Origin of the sequence: Knoellia aerolata DSM 18566 (genome assembly GCF_000768695.1) — a bacterium.
GTDB classification, from domain to species: Bacteria; Actinomycetota; Actinomycetes; order Actinomycetales; family Dermatophilaceae; genus Knoellia; species Knoellia aerolata.
Map to the genome: position 1 here is coordinate 18289 of NZ_AVPL01000002.1, position 14728 is coordinate 33016.

11 protein-coding genes are annotated in these 14728 nt (G+C 68.6%); 5 read left to right on the forward strand and 6 right to left on the reverse strand.

Going from position 1 to position 14728, the window contains the following annotated elements; translation table 11 throughout:
- Positions 1 to 69: 69 nt before the first annotated feature.
- Both polA and N801_RS01325 read left to right on the forward strand, forming a co-directional pair.
- The gene (gene polA / locus N801_RS01320; RefSeq protein WP_035932092.1) at positions 70 to 2760 is read left to right on the forward strand and encodes a DNA polymerase I; all 2691 of its coding nucleotides are present in this window, start codon (positions 70 to 72) and stop codon (positions 2758 to 2760) included.
- A gap of 143 nt (positions 2761 to 2903) precedes the next feature.
- Entirely contained in the window at positions 2904 to 3353 is a 450-nt protein-coding gene (locus N801_RS01325) for a hypothetical protein (protein ID WP_035932094.1), read from the forward strand.
- Here N801_RS01325 and N801_RS01330 read toward each other — a convergent pair.
- From N801_RS01330 to N801_RS01340, 3 genes are read right to left on the reverse strand one after another with little or no spacing between them, the layout of a single operon-like run.
- Positions 3310 to 4479 carry an MATE family efflux transporter gene (locus tag N801_RS01330; RefSeq protein WP_156996393.1) on the reverse strand — a complete coding sequence of 390 codons (1170 nt, stop codon included), beginning with the start codon at positions 4477 to 4479 and terminating at the stop codon, positions 3310 to 3312. The genes N801_RS01325 and N801_RS01330 overlap by 44 nt on opposite strands.
- A gap of 59 nt (positions 4480 to 4538) precedes the next feature.
- Complete coding sequence (locus N801_RS01335) at positions 4539 to 6629, reverse strand: hypothetical protein (protein WP_156996395.1); 2091 nt, start codon at positions 6627 to 6629, stop codon at positions 4539 to 4541.
- Positions 6626 to 8047, reverse strand: a complete 1422-nt coding sequence (locus tag N801_RS01340) for a bifunctional glycosyltransferase/class I SAM-dependent methyltransferase (protein WP_035932333.1) — start codon at positions 8045 to 8047, stop codon at positions 6626 to 6628. The genes N801_RS01335 and N801_RS01340 overlap by 4 nt, the downstream gene beginning before the upstream one ends.
- A 156-nt stretch (positions 8048 to 8203) precedes the next feature.
- Between N801_RS01340 and N801_RS01345 the strand changes: the two genes are divergently transcribed.
- Entirely contained in the window at positions 8204 to 9055 is an 852-nt protein-coding gene (locus tag N801_RS01345) for a 2OG-Fe(II) oxygenase (protein ID WP_035932102.1), read from the forward strand.
- A gap of 45 nt (positions 9056 to 9100) precedes the next feature.
- On the opposite strand, the gene N801_RS01350 is transcribed toward N801_RS01345, so the two are convergent.
- Together N801_RS01350 and N801_RS01355 are read right to left on the reverse strand one after the other, a co-directional pair.
- On the reverse strand, positions 9101 to 10267 hold the full coding sequence (locus N801_RS01350) for an acyltransferase family protein (protein WP_169744197.1): 1167 nt from the start codon (positions 10265 to 10267) through the stop codon (positions 9101 to 9103).
- A 69-nt stretch (positions 10268 to 10336) separates the two neighbouring features.
- Positions 10337 to 11485, reverse strand: coding sequence for an acyltransferase family protein (locus N801_RS01355; protein WP_035932107.1), 1149 nt, complete (start codon positions 11483 to 11485; stop codon positions 10337 to 10339).
- 194 nt (positions 11486 to 11679) lie between these two features.
- On the opposite strand from N801_RS01355, the gene N801_RS01360 reads away from it, so the two are divergent.
- Both N801_RS01360 and N801_RS20515 read left to right on the forward strand, forming a co-directional pair.
- A complete protein-coding gene (locus N801_RS01360; RefSeq protein ID WP_156996397.1) occupies positions 11680 to 13377 on the forward strand; it encodes an MmpA family trehalose lipid delivery protein in 1698 nt (565 codons plus the stop codon).
- Positions 13374 to 13520: a hypothetical protein gene (locus tag N801_RS20515; RefSeq protein ID WP_156996399.1), complete on the forward strand. Its 147-nt coding sequence runs from the start codon at positions 13374 to 13376 to the stop codon at positions 13518 to 13520. Before N801_RS01360 ends, N801_RS20515 begins: the two co-directional genes overlap by 4 nt.
- 64 nt (positions 13521 to 13584) lie before the next feature.
- On the opposite strand, the gene N801_RS01365 is transcribed toward N801_RS20515, so the two are convergent.
- Complete coding sequence (locus tag N801_RS01365) at positions 13585 to 14697, reverse strand: glycosyltransferase family 4 protein (RefSeq protein WP_035932114.1); 1113 nt, start codon at positions 14695 to 14697, stop codon at positions 13585 to 13587.
- Positions 14698 to 14728: the final 31 nt, after the last annotated feature.

Genomic DNA, 14728 nt, shown 5'->3' on the forward strand with positions numbered 1-14728 from the left:
TGGTCCTGCGGTGCGCTGCTCACGTGGTCGCCTTCTCTGCTGTCGGGGCCTGGCCATAGGCTGCCATGCGTGAGTCGCCTCCTTCTCCTCGACGGTCATTCCCTCGCCTACCGTGCGTTCTTCGCGCTGCCGGTGGAGAACTTCTCGACGAGCACCGGTCAGCACACCAACGGCGTCTACGGCTTCACGTCGATGCTCATCAACGTGCTGCGTGACGAGGCGCCCACGCACGTCGCCGTCGCCTTCGACGTCTCCCGCCAGACGTTCCGTGCCGCGGAGTACGCCGACTACAAGGCGACCCGCTCCGCCACCCCGAGCGAGTTCCAGGGCCAGGTCGCCCTGGTGCGCGAGGTCCTCGACGCGCTGCGGATCCGTCACGTGCAGGTCGACGGCTTCGAGGCCGACGACGTCATCGCCACGCTCACCGCGATGGCCGAGGCCGAAGGGATGGAGGTCGTCATCTGCACCGGCGACCGCGACGCCTTCCAGCTCGTGAACGACAACGTCTCCCTCCTCTACCCGGTGCGGGGGGTCTCCGAGGTCTGGCGCATGGACCCGAAGGCCGTCGAGGAGAAGTACCTCGTGACGCCCGAGCGCTACAGCGACCTCGCCGCCCTCGTCGGCGAGACCAGCGACAACCTGCCCGGCGTGCCCGGCGTCGGTCCCAAGACGGCGGCGAAGTGGCTCACCCAGTACGGCGACCTCGCCGGGGTCGTCGCCCACGCCGACGAGATCAAGGGCAAGGCGGGGGAGTCCCTGCGCGAGCACCTCTCCGACGTGCTGCGCAACCGGCGGCTCAACCACCTCGTCCGCGACCTCAGCCTCGACGTGACGATCGCCGACCTGGAGCGCGCCACCTGGGACCGCGAGGAGGTCCACAAGGTGTTCGACGGCCTCGAGTTCCGGGTGCTGCGGGAGCGGCTCTTCGAGACCTTCGACGCCGCCCCCGACGAGGCCGAGGGCGGCTTCGACCTCGACGCCTCCGTCCTGGCCTCCGACGAGGTGGGGCCGTGGCTCGACGAGCACGCGTCGGCCGAGCCGACCGGGGTCCACGTCGTCGGGATCTGGGGTCGGGGGACGGGGGACGTCTCCGCGGTGGCGCTCGCGTCGGCCGGTGACGCGGCGGCATACATCGACGTCCTCGAGCTCGACGAGACCGGGGAGAAGGCGCTCGCCGACTGGCTGGGCGACGCCTCCCGGCCCAAGGTCCTCCACGACGCCAAGGGCCAGATGCACGCCCTCCGGGCCCGTGGCCTGCCCGTGGCCGGCGTGACGATGGACACCGCGCTCGCCGCCTACCTCGTCAAGCCCGACCAGCGCAGCTTCGACCTCGCCGACCTCGTCGTGCGCCACCTCGGCCGGGAACTCAGGGCCGAGGAGCAGGCCGGCGGCCAGGGGATGCTCGACATGTCCTTCGGTGGCGCCGACGACCAGGTCGTCGGCCAGGACGCCATGGTGCGGGCCCGAGCGGTGCTCGACCTGTCCGGGCCGCTGGGTGAGCAGCTCGAGGCGACCGGCGGCACCGAGCTGCTGCGCGACATCGAGCTGCCGCTCGTCGAGATCCTCGCCGCGATGGAGCGCACCGGCATCGCCGTCGACACCGACGCGCTCAGCGCGCTCGAGGCCGACTTCGACGCCAAGGTCCGCGGGGCGCAGCAGGACGCCTGGGACGCCATCGGGGGGGAGTCGATCAACCTCGGCTCGCCCAAGCAGCTGCAGACCGTGCTCTTCGAGACGCTCGGCCTGCCCAAGACGCGGCGGACCAAGACGGGGTACACCACCGACGCCGACGCGCTCACCGACCTCTATGCCAAGACCGAGCACCCGTTCCTCGAGGCGCTGCTGCGCCACCGTGACGCCGCGCGGCTGCGGGTCACCGTCGAGGGCCTCATCAAGTCCGTCGCCGAGGACCAGCGCATCCACACCACCTACATCCAGACGATCGCGGCGACGGGCCGGCTCAGCTCCACCGACCCCAACCTCCAGAACGTCCCGATCCGCACCGAGGAGGGCCGGCGCATCCGCGAGGTCTTCGTCGTGGGCAGCGCGGACGGCGTGCCGTTCGAGTCGCTGCTCTCGGCGGACTACAGCCAGATCGAGATGCGGATCATGGCGCACCTCTCCGGAGACGAGGGGCTCATCGAGGCCTTCCGCACCGGTGAGGACCTCCACCGCTTCGTCGGCGCCCGGGTCTTCTCGGTCGCACCGGCGGACGTCACCGCCGAGATGCGCAGCAAGGTCAAGGCGATGAGCTACGGCCTCGCCTACGGCCTGTCCGCGTTCGGCCTGTCCAAGCAGCTCACCATCTCGACGGGCGAGGCGCAGGGCCTCATGGACGAGTACTTCGCGCGCTTCGGCGGGGTGCGCGACTACCTGCGCGAGGTCGTCGCGCAGGCTCGGGGGACCGGCTACACCGAGACGATGCTCGGTCGGCGCCGCTACCTTCCCGACCTCACGAGCAGCAACCGGCAGCGCCGGGAGATGGCCGAGCGGATGGCGCTCAACGCCCCGATCCAGGGCTCCGCCGCCGACATCATCAAGCTCGCGATGATCGGGGTCGACCGGGCCCTGCGCGAGTCCGGGGCCAGGTCGCGGATGCTCCTCCAGGTCCACGACGAGCTCGTCCTCGAGGTGGCCGCGGGGGAGCGGGCCGACGTCGAGGCGCTGGTGCGCACCGAGATGGGCCGAGCCATCGAGCTCGACGTGCCGCTCGACGTCAGCGTGGGTCACGGGCGCAGCTGGCACGACGCGGCGCACTGACGCCGCGGTGGCGATCGCTCGGGGATCCGCTCCACCGGTGGCTCCGCACGGGCCATGGTGCTGCACGCCCGTCCGGCCGTAACCTGCCCTCATCGGCGGACGCGGTCGGTGGGCCGCCAGTGCCGCGACGGATGGAGCGCCTCATGGGGATCGTCAGAGCCACCAACATCGCGATCGGTGCGTTGACGCTGCTCTTGAGCCTCGTGGCGACGGTCCGGCGCTACGGGGTCGAGGGGGCCGTCAGCCCGTCGATCGTCCTCACGGCGGCGATCTTCTCCTTCACGGCCATCACGCTCACCATGTCCCTGCGTGCGGGCGCACCGTCGGGTACAACCTCGAACGCTGGCCAGGGCAACGCCGGGGTGATCTGGCTCCTGCTCCTGCTCCTCACCGCGGCGGCCACGTGGGAGCTCATCCCGGCTGCGGACCGCCCCGCCATCGGTGTCATCCTGGCCCTCGTCGTCGGGCTGGCCATCGGCGCGGCGGTCGGGCCGGGCATCGATCTCGGCTCCGACGGCTCCTCCGGGCAGGTCGTGGGGTCGAGCGTGCTCAGCGAGACCGCTCGTCGTCGCCGGCGCCGCGAGGGACGCTGACCCAGACGCCCACGGCGGTGACGACGACCGAGGCCGCGAGGAACGTGGTCGCGACCTCGGCCACGCTCCGCTCGCGCCAGAGCACGACGACGAGGGTGGCCAGCCCCACGGCGGCCCAGACGAGGTAGCCCACGAGGTGGTTCCCGCGGGCCGCACCCCAGAAGACGAGCACCTGCGCGAGCGCCCAGGCACCTCCGAGCGCCGTGAACACGGGCACGAGGTCCGCCAGGTGTGTGTAGGCCGGGCCGCCGACGACTCGGACCAGGGGCCCGGACAGCAGCGCGGAGAACGCGACCCCGACCGCGACGATCGCGGTCGTCCCGCCGAGCGCGACGACGAGCGGACGGGAGCCCGTGGCGCGGGACATGCCCGGGTAGAGGACGGTGGCGAGGAAGGCCGGACCCCAGAAGGCCGCCTTCGCGAAGAGGCTGAGGACGGCATACGCACCGGAGTCGTCGCCTGACAGGACGTGCCGCGCGACCGGGGTGTCGATGGTCGACGCCACGAGCAGGGCGGACGTCCCGGCCATCCCCGCGAGCACCCGCCTCACCTGGGTCGGTGCGCCACCGCGCAGGGCCTCGCCGAGGTGACTGCGAACGAGGGCCAGCGCTCCGAGGGCGATCAGCCACGATGCCAGTGCGGTCAGCCCCAGGACGCCGGTGACGCCCCAGCCGAGCCACGCAGCGAGCACGCCGCCGGCGGTGCGGGCGACGGAGACCACGGCATACACCGTGCCGAGGGCCACGAAGCGCTCACCACCCTGCAGGGTGCCCTGGACCGCGGCGGTGAGGCAGGTCGGCACCATCGCCGTCGCGACGAGCAGCACCGGCAGCGGGCCGTCGAGGTGCAGCAGTCGCACGACGAGGGGGGTGAGGACGGTGACGACGGCGGTGGCGACGAGGCCGACCACCATGCCGGTTCGCAGGGCCGTGGCGTGGGCGCCGGGACGGTGCAGCGCCACTCGCCACGCGCTGACCAGCTGGGTCGCCAGGGCCGCGACCCCGGCGATGATGACGAGGTTGAGCAGGGAGGCCACGGCACCGAGCTCGTCCGCCCGCAGCTCGCGGTTGAGCACGAGAAAGAGCGCGTACGCGACCACATTGGCGAACAGGGTGCCAGCGCCCACCGCGCCGAGGCTGCGCAGGGCACGCGTTCGAGGAGCCGGTCCCGTGACCGAGGGCACCGTCACCGTCGGGAGACCGAGACGGCGTGGTCGTCCGACAACCGCCCACACACGGCTGGAACGGGGCCCCACGACTGAGTCGCTCGCACGTGGTCGGTGTTGCCCCCATCGATCGCAGACCTGAACTGGAGCTGCGAGAGGTCGCTGTACCAGTCCCTGTTCCACTCGGCCACGGGGAGGCGGAGGTCGTACTGCGGGTCGTCGTTCACGCGGATCCGCGTCTCGAAGAACTCCGGGCGAGCATGAGCGGTCACCCGAATGGGACGGTCGCGTGCGACCTCGAACCACGGCGAGTAGAAGTTGCCATCCCGGTCCTCCACGACCAGGCGAGCCTGCGGGGCGACGGCATCGAACTCAAGCGACACCTCACGCGTCTCCACGCCGAACTGCTGGAACAGGCGCAGCAGGCCAGGCTTGTAGTTGGTGAACGTCGGCATGAGGTCGACGATCATGTCGCGCTGCTCCACGAGGTTCCACGGTTCGTACTGGTCGCCAGTGTGGACGTACAGCGCTGCGCAGTCACCGGTGATGTGCAGGTCGTCAGCTGTTCCCGAACCCGGCAGGCCGTCCGAGCGGGAGACCAGCCGGGAGACCGGCGAGTTCGGGCCACCGCTGAGCCGCTCCTGCAACGAGAGGAAGGACGTCAGCTCGTCGCCTCGATGCGTGTGAGCAGCAGCCAGGGCGCCCGTCGCCATCTGCGCGGCGATGCTGTACGCGGTCAGTCCGACCATGCCGACGAGGAACGCGGGGCGAACCACGCGCGGCCACGGGAGCGACCACGTGGTGACGTGCCAGAGTCCGATGGTGCCGAGGACGACCAGCATCGGGACGAAGTCGCTGGTGTACCGGTGTGCGATATATCCGTACCCGAGCACTCCACCGCCGACGAGGAGGGAAGCGACGGCCGGCCAGCGCAGTGCCGCTGCGGCAGGTGTGAGCGAACGCCGCAGGAGAACGACCAGCGCGCAGACGGAGAGCAGGAGGAGCAGCGGCATGAACGCGGTGACGCTGCCCGTGCGGTAGGTCTGGTCGAGGAAGGCCCCACCGTACGACTGCGCCGGCTCACTGGGGAGGGTGATGTACGGGAAATAGTCCACGAACCGGATGCCGTTCGGCCGGAAGTAGTTCACCAGCGTCGTCTCGAGGAACTGGGGCCCGGTGATCGTCCCTCCGTTGGCCTCGAGAGCGGCTCGCCGGTGCTCGTTCACCTGCGTCCACACCTGCGACTCGAGAGGGAAGAGGTACGGATGACCGAACTTCACCCAGTTGTACGTCACCGAGGCGAGGAGTGGCACAGCCCCCGCAGCGAAGACTGCGATGGGGATGCGCGCCTTCCCAACGCGTCGACGACGGGGTCGGTGCCTCGCGCCGCTTGCCCCGCGGGCGTGGCGAAGCGCGAGCCACGCCGCCAGGGCCATCACAGTCCCGCTCATCGCCCACCCACCCGGGGTCCGGGTCAAGGCGGTGGAGAGCGTGAAACCCATGAGCCACAAGGTCGACGGGAGGGTGGGGTTCAGCGCGACTCGAAGCAGCCAGTAGGCGGCCCCGACCGCCAGGGCGGACGCCCACAGGTACACCTCGTGATAGACCCAGGGCAAAGATGCGTCGAAGGTGAGAACCGTGCCGCCGGTGATCGCACCGATGAGGGCCGCCGCCGCGATCGCATCGGTTCGGCTGACGTCGCGCTCCGGCCGCAGGCAATCTCGCACCAACCAGGTGAACCTCGTGCTGACGACGGCCAGCACCAGCCAGGCCAGCGCCATCGACAGGACGGTGAGTCGTCCGTCGAACTCATGGGTCACGAGCTGGATGGGGATGCGGAGGATCGCCGGGAACGGTGGGAAGTACATGAACGTCTGTCCGTCGATGACGAACCCCTCGATGCCGAGGATGCCGTTCGGGACGCTCAGCCGCCCGTCGAGGAAGGCACTCGCCTGGATGTCGAAGAAGTTCGACGCGAACCGCGGTGCCACCGCGGTTCGGAGGACGTCAGATCTGAAGTTGATGAGCACCAGAAGGAACGGGACGCCACCGAGCAACAGTCCCGCAGCGCTCGCGACGTTCTGTCGCCGTTGCGGGGCCGCCGTCGTCAATCGCGCTCCAGCTTGTACAGGAACTGGTAGCCGAACAGGGTCGGCCGTGCGCGCACTGCCACCCGGTCCACCGCGGAGGCCGCCCGCGCGAGCCGACCCACCAGTGGGCTACCGCCCCGCTCGAGGACATCGATCGGCGATCCCACCGTGCGCCGCTCCACGACGCGCAGGCCAGCATTGACAATGAGTCGCTCGAAGCTGCGGCGCGTGAAGAACCTGACGTGCCCACGATCCAGAGGGCCACGCTGGTCGTAGTCGAAGGTCCCGGTAGCGGTCCGAATCCTTGGGTACCAGTGACCGAAGTTGGGCACGCTGACAAGGATCGCCCCATGGTCGGAGAGCCGAGACGTGATGTCGGCCATCAGGGCGTCGGGATCGATCACGTGCTCCAGCACGTCACCCGCCACGATGACGTCGAAGCCCGAGCCGGTCTCGGGTGGCAGACCCTGGTTGAGGTCAGCCTCGATGAAGCCGTCGACACGTTCCCCGATGCCGTCGTGCTTGACGAGATCGACCCCGACCACGTGATGACCCATGGACCGTATGAGGCCAGCGAAGTGTCCATCGGAGCACCCCACGTCGAGAACGGACGAGGAAGGCATGCCGGCTAGCCAGCTCAACAGCTGTCCGTGCGACGAGTGCGGGCTGTGCTTGACCTCGTAGGCCTCCGTGTCGACGCCGCCTTCGGCTAGACCGAAACCCATACGGCGCGCTCGGTGACGCATCACGTCGATCGCGACATCGCGCGCGTACGACATCCCGTTCACGTAGCAGATCTCGTCGCCGTAGTACGTGGGGATGGGAACCTCGACGATCCGCTTTCCTGAACTCAGCATCCCGAGAATGATCTCCGTGTCGAAGTCGAAGTCGTCCGAGTAATCGGCGAAGGGCACGTCTCGAAGGGCGTCGGTCCGGTAGGCCCGGTAGCCGCTGTGCCACTCGGACAGCGACGATCCGGTCATGGCGTTCTGGAAGCGTGTAAGGATCCTGTTCCCCACGAACTTGTAGAGGGGCATCCCGCCCTTGAGCGCCGAGCCGCGCTCCATCATCCGGGAGCCCATGACCACGTCGGCCTCACCGGTGAGGAGAGGTTTGACGATCTCCTCCATCACCTCCGGGGCGTACTGGCCGTCACCGTGGAGCAGAACCACGATGTCGAGTCCCTCTTCTATCGCCCAGCGGTACCCGAACTTCTGGTTGCCGCCGTAACGCAGGTTGGCGACGTGCTTGATCACGGTGAGCGGGAGGGTGGACCCTGACGCGTATTCCAGGCCCACTTCGTAGGTCTCGTCCGCACTGGCGTCGTCACAGACGAGCACGTGGTCGAGCCGGTCACGGAATGCGGCCGGGATGCGGTCCAGGGTCGCACGGAGGGTGGTGGCCGCGTTGTAGGCCACGACGAGGACACCGATCCTCACGGTCTCGGTCCTGCCCGCCTGGTCGTGTGCTGCTGACGTCACTGTCCCTGGCCTCTCATCAACCCCGATGTGCCCCTCGTCTCGCACGGCGCGGAGGGCCCCATGAATCGTACTAGGTGGTAACGAACCGGCGAGACGCTCTGGCATACTCCCGCCATGATGCCTGCCACTCTCGTCGGCCTCGATTCGCTGACGGCTCGCCTGCCCGAGCTTCGCGAGCAGTACCGCGCTGCGCAGCCCTTTCCGCACATCGTGCTCGACGGTGTGCTGGTTCCGGAGGCGTTCACCCGGGCCGCAGCAGAGTTCCCGCCCATTGGTGACGCGTTCTGGAAGGGGTACCTCCACGTCAACGAGACGAAGTACGGCAACACGCAGCCGGACACGTGGGGCGAGACTCTCGCCGCAGTGGCTAAGGAGTTCGTCTCGCCGGATTTCGTGGCGTTCCTGGAGGAGCTCACCGGGATCAGCGACCTCTTGCCGGACTGGAGCATGGACGGTGGCGGCCTGCACCAAACACTTCGTGGTGGACACCTGAACATCCATGCGGACTTCACCACGCATCACATCAACGAGAACTGGAGCCGCCGGGTCAACATTCTGCTCTATCTGAATGACGAGTGGCACGAGGAGTGGGGCGGCCAGCTCGAGCTCTGGGACACCGCGATGACTGCTGCGCAGGCGAAGGTGCAGCCTGCTGGCAACCGGATGCTCGTCTTCACGACGAGTGATGACAGCTTCCACGGTCACCCGGACGCGCTGACGTGCCCTGAAGACGTCGCCCGGCGCTCCATGGCCCTGTACTACTTCACCGAGGGGGCACGTCCGGTGCGAAAGGCGACCAACTACCGCGCTCGCCCGGATGAGACCGGCCTCAAGCGCGCCGCCATCGCGCTGGACCGCACCGCGGTCGATCTTTACGACCGGGCGAAGCGCAAGGCGGGCATTTCGGACGACCAGGTCAGCGGCGTTCTAGAGCGGATCAACAAGTTCCGACGCCCCAAGGGCTGACGAGTTGGTCGTCCCGGCGACCCGTTCCAAGTCATCTTCCGGCGGTCAGGGATGCGGCGTCGGAGGCGGCGAGGTATCGGCGGATGTGACGTTCTCGACCGCGGGTGCTCCGCGACCGATGTTCTCCGTCCATCTTTGCACCGGACCATCGACGTAGCGGTGCGCCAGGACCGTCACGGCGGCCAGCAGCCCGACAGCGAGCATGCTCCGCGACAGGTTCCCCCACTCCGACGTGTGTCGCGAGACGGCCCAGAAAATCGGGGAGTGCCAGATGTAGATGGTGAGCGACACCGATCCGAGCGCGCGCAGCGGGCGCGAGGACAGGATGACCTTGATCGCCGAGGGCCCGGACAACTGGTTCGCCGCGACGAACAGCGCCACGGTCGCGGCCATGATCAAGCCCTGCAACTTCATGTAGTCACCGATGTCATATCGAGCGCTGGTGAAGACGACCCCCAGCATCACCAGCGACGTTGCTCCTAGGAGTGCGTGGGCATCGCGCTTCAGCGACGCGAGATGTGGGAGGAGCAGCCCAACGAGCGCGCCCCAGACGAGGCCATCGACACGCGTGGTGGTTCGCAGCGGCGCCCCGTACCAACCCTCCAGGTCGTAGCTGTGCCAGCGCCACCACGTGACGAGAAGAACGATGAGCACGAGGGCCGCGCTGACGTGGCGCCGACGAGCGCCCCACACCGCGAGCACCAGGGCAAGGACGACGTAGAACTGCATCTCCACACTGAGGTACCACAGAGGACCTAGATCGCCACGCGCCTCGAGGGGATTTGCCCGCACGTACCAGTTCCACGTGTAGGTGGCCACCCGAAGAATCGACTTCTGGGTTGCCTCCTGTGAGTTCGTGTCGCTGTCGTCGACCTCAGACATCAACGCGACAGCAAACAGCAGGACGAGAACGGAGGCAGAGATGCGCAGGATCCGTCGGGTGAACGTTCTCCAGGGACCCGACGGTCCGTATCGCTCTCGGGCGCTCAACATGCTCCGCGTCACGAGGTATCCGCTCACCACGAGAAAGATGGTGACTGCGACATTGCCGGCGAAGAGCAAGGCGTCAAGAGGCGCGATCCGCGCGGAGTCGTCGAACGGGTACACGGTCCAACCGTGCGAGAGCACGATGAGCACGATCGCAACACCACGTAACCCGTCGAGGCTGCCGTCCCTCTGTCTCGGATCAGCCGGCGTGTTCGGTACGGGCACGGGCGCCACCGTACATGAGTCCCAAGGCTCCGGATCGCGGCCGGGTGGGTGTCGAACGCTGCGGCGGCATCAGGTTTCGGAGGACGAACACCCGGCACTCGGAGTGAGATCTCGGGGTCTGCTGCGGAACCGGGATGAGTCACGGAGCCAACGACGCGTCGGTTCTTCGATGAATCGTTGAGCCAGGATTGTCACCGCGACGAGGACGGCGAGCCCGACTATTGACCGGAGGGAAGGGCTCCACTCGGGCGTGTGGCGGGCGATCGTCACGAAGATGGGAACGTGCCACACAAACAAGGGCAGGGACGCGTTACCCACGGCCGTCAGCCAGCGGGTGCCCAGAATCCTTCCCACCATGCCGAGCGGTCCACCGACCACGAGCGCGGTCACCGCAACCGTGGCGGCGACCGCGAACATCACCCCCCATATCTTGAGAAAGGACAGTGGACCGAACGAGGCGTGCAGGAGCACTAGGGCGACCATCGCTGTCGCGCTGAGCCCCAACGCGGTCGATGACCACTTTGCCCACCGGGTGAGGAACGGAAGCGTCACAGCGATCAGGGCCCCCAGCAGAAGCCCGTCGGCTCGGGTTGTCGTCAACAGCGAGGCTGTGAACCATCCGTCGTCGCCGAGCACTCGAAAGCGGTTGATCGTGATCGCAACCGTTCCCACGAGAAGGAGGGCGGCGAATCCGCGGCGAAGGCCACCGAGCAGAAGCACTGCCAGTGGAAGAACCAAGTAGACCTGCTGCTGGACACTGAGATACCAAAGGTGCCCGAGGTCCCCCCGGGCACTGAAGACGTTGTCGATCGCGTAGTAGTTCCATGTGTACGTGAGAACGTTCGCGATCGACGCCAGGGTGTCGCTCGAGCGACTGGGATCCGTCGGGTCGAACTTGTGGATCATCAGGATGGCGAGGACAAGCGGCACGAGTTGCACACCCAGACGGAGGATTCGTCGCAGGTAGAACTTCAGAGGGTCGAGCGCCCCCCGCTCGCGCTCAGCGAGCAGACCTCGAGTCACCACATACCCGCCGACGATGAAGAAGATCACGACTGCGCCGCCCAGGAATAGACCATCGACGGCCGGAACGGCGGCAAGCGCCATGTTGGGCCAGATGAGGGAATGGTGCCCCAGGATGACCATGATGATCGTGACGCCACGGAGGCCGTCGAGAGCGGCTACCCTGGGCCCCGTTCGGGTCCGCGTCACGTCCATGGCAGAGACGTTAGCCGCTGTGCGAATCCCCGCCCGAACGAACGAACACTGCGCAACCCGCTGGTATGTTCGGCGGCACCGACCAGCGGGGGTGGCCGATCATGCGGGGTCGACTGTTCCACGGGCGCCGGGACATGCGCTTCCGGGATGCCTCGGAGATGGACCGGCGATGGGGTGGGCCTACGGTGCTGCCTGTGCTGTTCTCCATCGTCGTCGCGGTGGTCATCCTTGGTCCGGCACTGGGGCGGGGCGTCGTCCTCGCCTACGACATGGTCTGGTCGCCCGACGCACGACTGACGCCCTTCGCCACGGGCATCGGAACGCCGGCACCGCGGGCCGTTCCGAGTGACGCTCTGGCCTGGCTCGCCGGCCTCGTGCTCACCCCGGCCCTGGCACAGAAGTTCATGCTCGTCGCCGTCCTGGTGGTGGCGTCCACGGGGGTCGTGGCGCTGCTGCGCCACGTGGTGCCGGATGCCGGGCCGGTCGCGTGCTCTCTTGCCGCGTTGGCAGGGGTCTGGAACCCCTTCGTCTCGGAACACCTCGTCGTAGGGCAATGGACGGTTCTGCTCGGCTATGCCCTTCTTCCCTGGGCGCTGCGGGCCGCGCACAGATCGGTGCTGGGAGGGGAGGGTCGGCACGAACTCGTCCTCGTCCTGGGGGCCGCGGGTTTGGGGGGAGTCAACACGGTGCTCCTTGTTGCCGCCGGCGGGTGCGCGGTGCTTCTCGCCGCGCTGGCCACGGACGTACGACGGTCAGCCGCGTCCCTGGTGCTGGCGAGCGTGACAGTGGCCGCGGTGTCCGCGGTCTGGGCCCTCCCGGCGCTCGCAGCAGGGGCGGGCGTCAGTTCGGGCGGGGTGTCGGCCTTCACGCCCACCGCCGACACCCCGCTGGGCGTGTGGGGCTCCCTCGTCAGCGGGGGTGGGTTCTGGAACGCCGCCGCCCACCCCGTCCAGCGTGATGTCCCGCTGGTCGCGCTGACCGCTGGGCTCCTGTCCGTCGCGGCGTTCGTCGGCTTCGGTGTCGCCCTGCGCCGGACCCGTCACGGGCTGCTCATGGCCCCGGTCATCGTCGGCGTCGGCGTCGTCGCTCTGAGCGTGCTGCCCTTCACGGGTGGCGTCTGGGCCTGGCTCGTCACCGACGTGCCCGGTGGTGGCGCGCTCCGCGACAGTCACAAGTTCCTCGCTGCGTGGGTGGTCGCGACGTCGGTCGGTGTCGGGGTGATGGTCGACGGGGTGAGGCGTCGCGCGGACTCCGCCCTGGCTGGGGTCGTCAGCGTCGTGGTGCTGGGACTCGTGGTGCTGCTCTCGTCCCACATCGCCTGGGGAGTCGGGGGCAGGCTCGACGCGGTGCAGGTGCCCCAGGGCTACCGGACGGCCGCTGCCGACCTCACGGCCCTGCCTCGCGGAGAGGTCGGGCTGCTCCCCTGGAACCAGTACCGGCGGTACGAGTGGAACGCCTCGCGGATCTCGCTCACCCTGGCTCCGCGCATCGTCGGCCAGCGGGTGCTCTTCGACGACTCCCTCCCGCTGCGCTCTGGCGTCGTCGACGGCGAGGATCCGCGTGCGGCTGCCGTGTCCCAGCGCATCTCGGAGGGGATTGCACCCGTGGACGCCGTGAGGGCGGCGGGTGTCAGATACGTCGCCGCCGAGCTCCGGACGAGGCTGCCGGTGGACCAGGCGGGGGTGCGGGCCTCGGGGCGCGTCGTCGTGGACCGCCCGGATCTCCTCGTCGTGGAGGTCGACGACGGTGCTGCCGGGCAGGCACCGGAGGCGTCGTGGAATGTCGTCGGATGGACGGTCACGCTGCTGACGATGTCGCTGCTGGCGCTCAGTGCTGCCGTGTCACGGAAGTCCCGGAGGTTACTGGCCAGTCTGCTACGCTCACCGCCATGACATCCTCGGTCGCCGCCATCGCCGCCACGCTTGGTGGCGCTCTCCTGGCACTCGTTGCCGTCATCGGCGGCGTCTCGGCGATCGCTCCCACCGCGAACTCGCCCGCCAAGAGCGAGCAGGTCGTCCTGTACGACGCTCCCTGATCGGAGTCGTCCGGACATGTCCTCGAGACCGGTGCCGCTGGCGGCTTCCGGTCTCGACGCGTTGTCAGCCCTGACCGCGACCGCTGGCGGCCAGCAGGGTCGCTTCCCAGCGGTCCACGGTTTCGTCCCAGTGGAACTTGCTGACCCACGTCGTCACCTCGTCGCTCATCCGGCCACGCAGCTCGGCGTCGGTGAGGACTGACCTCAGGGCGCGGGTGAAGTCGTCCAGCCCGTGGTCGACGAGCAGCCCGGTTCGACCGTGGACGATCGAGTTCGTCGGACCCCCGGCCTCGCTGAAGGCGACGGTGGGCGTGCCGTGCACCCCGGCCTCGACGACGACCAGACCCCATCCCTCCTTGAGGCTCGGGAGTGCGTGCACCCATGCCCGGGCGAGCAGCTGGTGCTTCTCTGCCTCGGACACGTGACCGTGGAAACGGACGGTCTCGCCCAGGTCCAGCTGGTGGGCCCGCTCCACGAGGTGGTGCTCCCACCACCCTGAACCGACGACGTCGAGCGTCAGGTCCGGCATCTCGCCCAGCAGGGCCGAGACCGCCTCGAGGACGAGCTCCACCCGCTTGTGCGGGACGAGACGCCCCAGGACCACGATCGACGGGTTCGCCGATCGTCGGGTTCCGTCCAGGGGTGTCGAGTCGGTCCCGTTGTGGATCACCTCGATGCTCGAGGTATCGACACCCAGGCCACTGAGCTCCTGCCGTGTCGAGTCACTGACGGCGACGTAGGGCGTCCTCCGGTACACGCGCGGGGCGAGTCGCGACTCGAGCCACCATCCCAACGTGGACAGGCGCGGACCGAAGACGACGGGCCACTGTTCCTTGTGCACGTGGTGGACGAGGTTGACGACCGGTCGCCGCCCGCTCAGCGGCGTGAGGTACGGCACGCCGTTCTGGACGTCGACGACCACGTCCGCGTCATCCCGCCGCAGAACGTTCTCGACCAGCGCGAGCGGGTAGATGCCCAGACGCCCGCCGCGACGCACGTACCGGACGCCGTTGACGTGCTCGTCCCGCAGGGCGCCGGGGTAGGCCGCGGTGCGAATGGTGACCTGGTGTCCGCGCGTTGCCAGACCCTCAGCGACGGTCACGAGGTACTTCTCCGCACCACCGGCTTCGGGGTGTCCCATGTCCCGCCAGTTGAGCATGAGGACGCGCAGCGTCATGAATGATCACCTCACGTCGGGATCCGGTTGC

Coding starts and splice junctions, on each gene's coding strand:
- N801_RS01325 (WP_035932094.1), top strand. CDS start 2,904: ATGGGGATCGTCAGAGCCACCAACATCGCGATCGGTGCGTTGACGCTG.
- N801_RS01345 (WP_035932102.1), top strand. CDS start 8,204: ATGATGCCTGCCACTCTCGTCGGCCTCGATTCGCTGACGGCTCGCCTG.
- N801_RS01355 (WP_035932107.1), bottom strand. CDS start 11,485: ATGGACGTGACGCGGACCCGAACGGGGCCCAGGGTAGCCGCTCTCGAC.
- N801_RS20515 (WP_156996399.1), top strand. CDS start 13,374: ATGACATCCTCGGTCGCCGCCATCGCCGCCACGCTTGGTGGCGCTCTC.
- N801_RS01365 (WP_035932114.1), bottom strand. CDS start 14,697: ATGACGCTGCGCGTCCTCATGCTCAACTGGCGGGACATGGGACACCCC.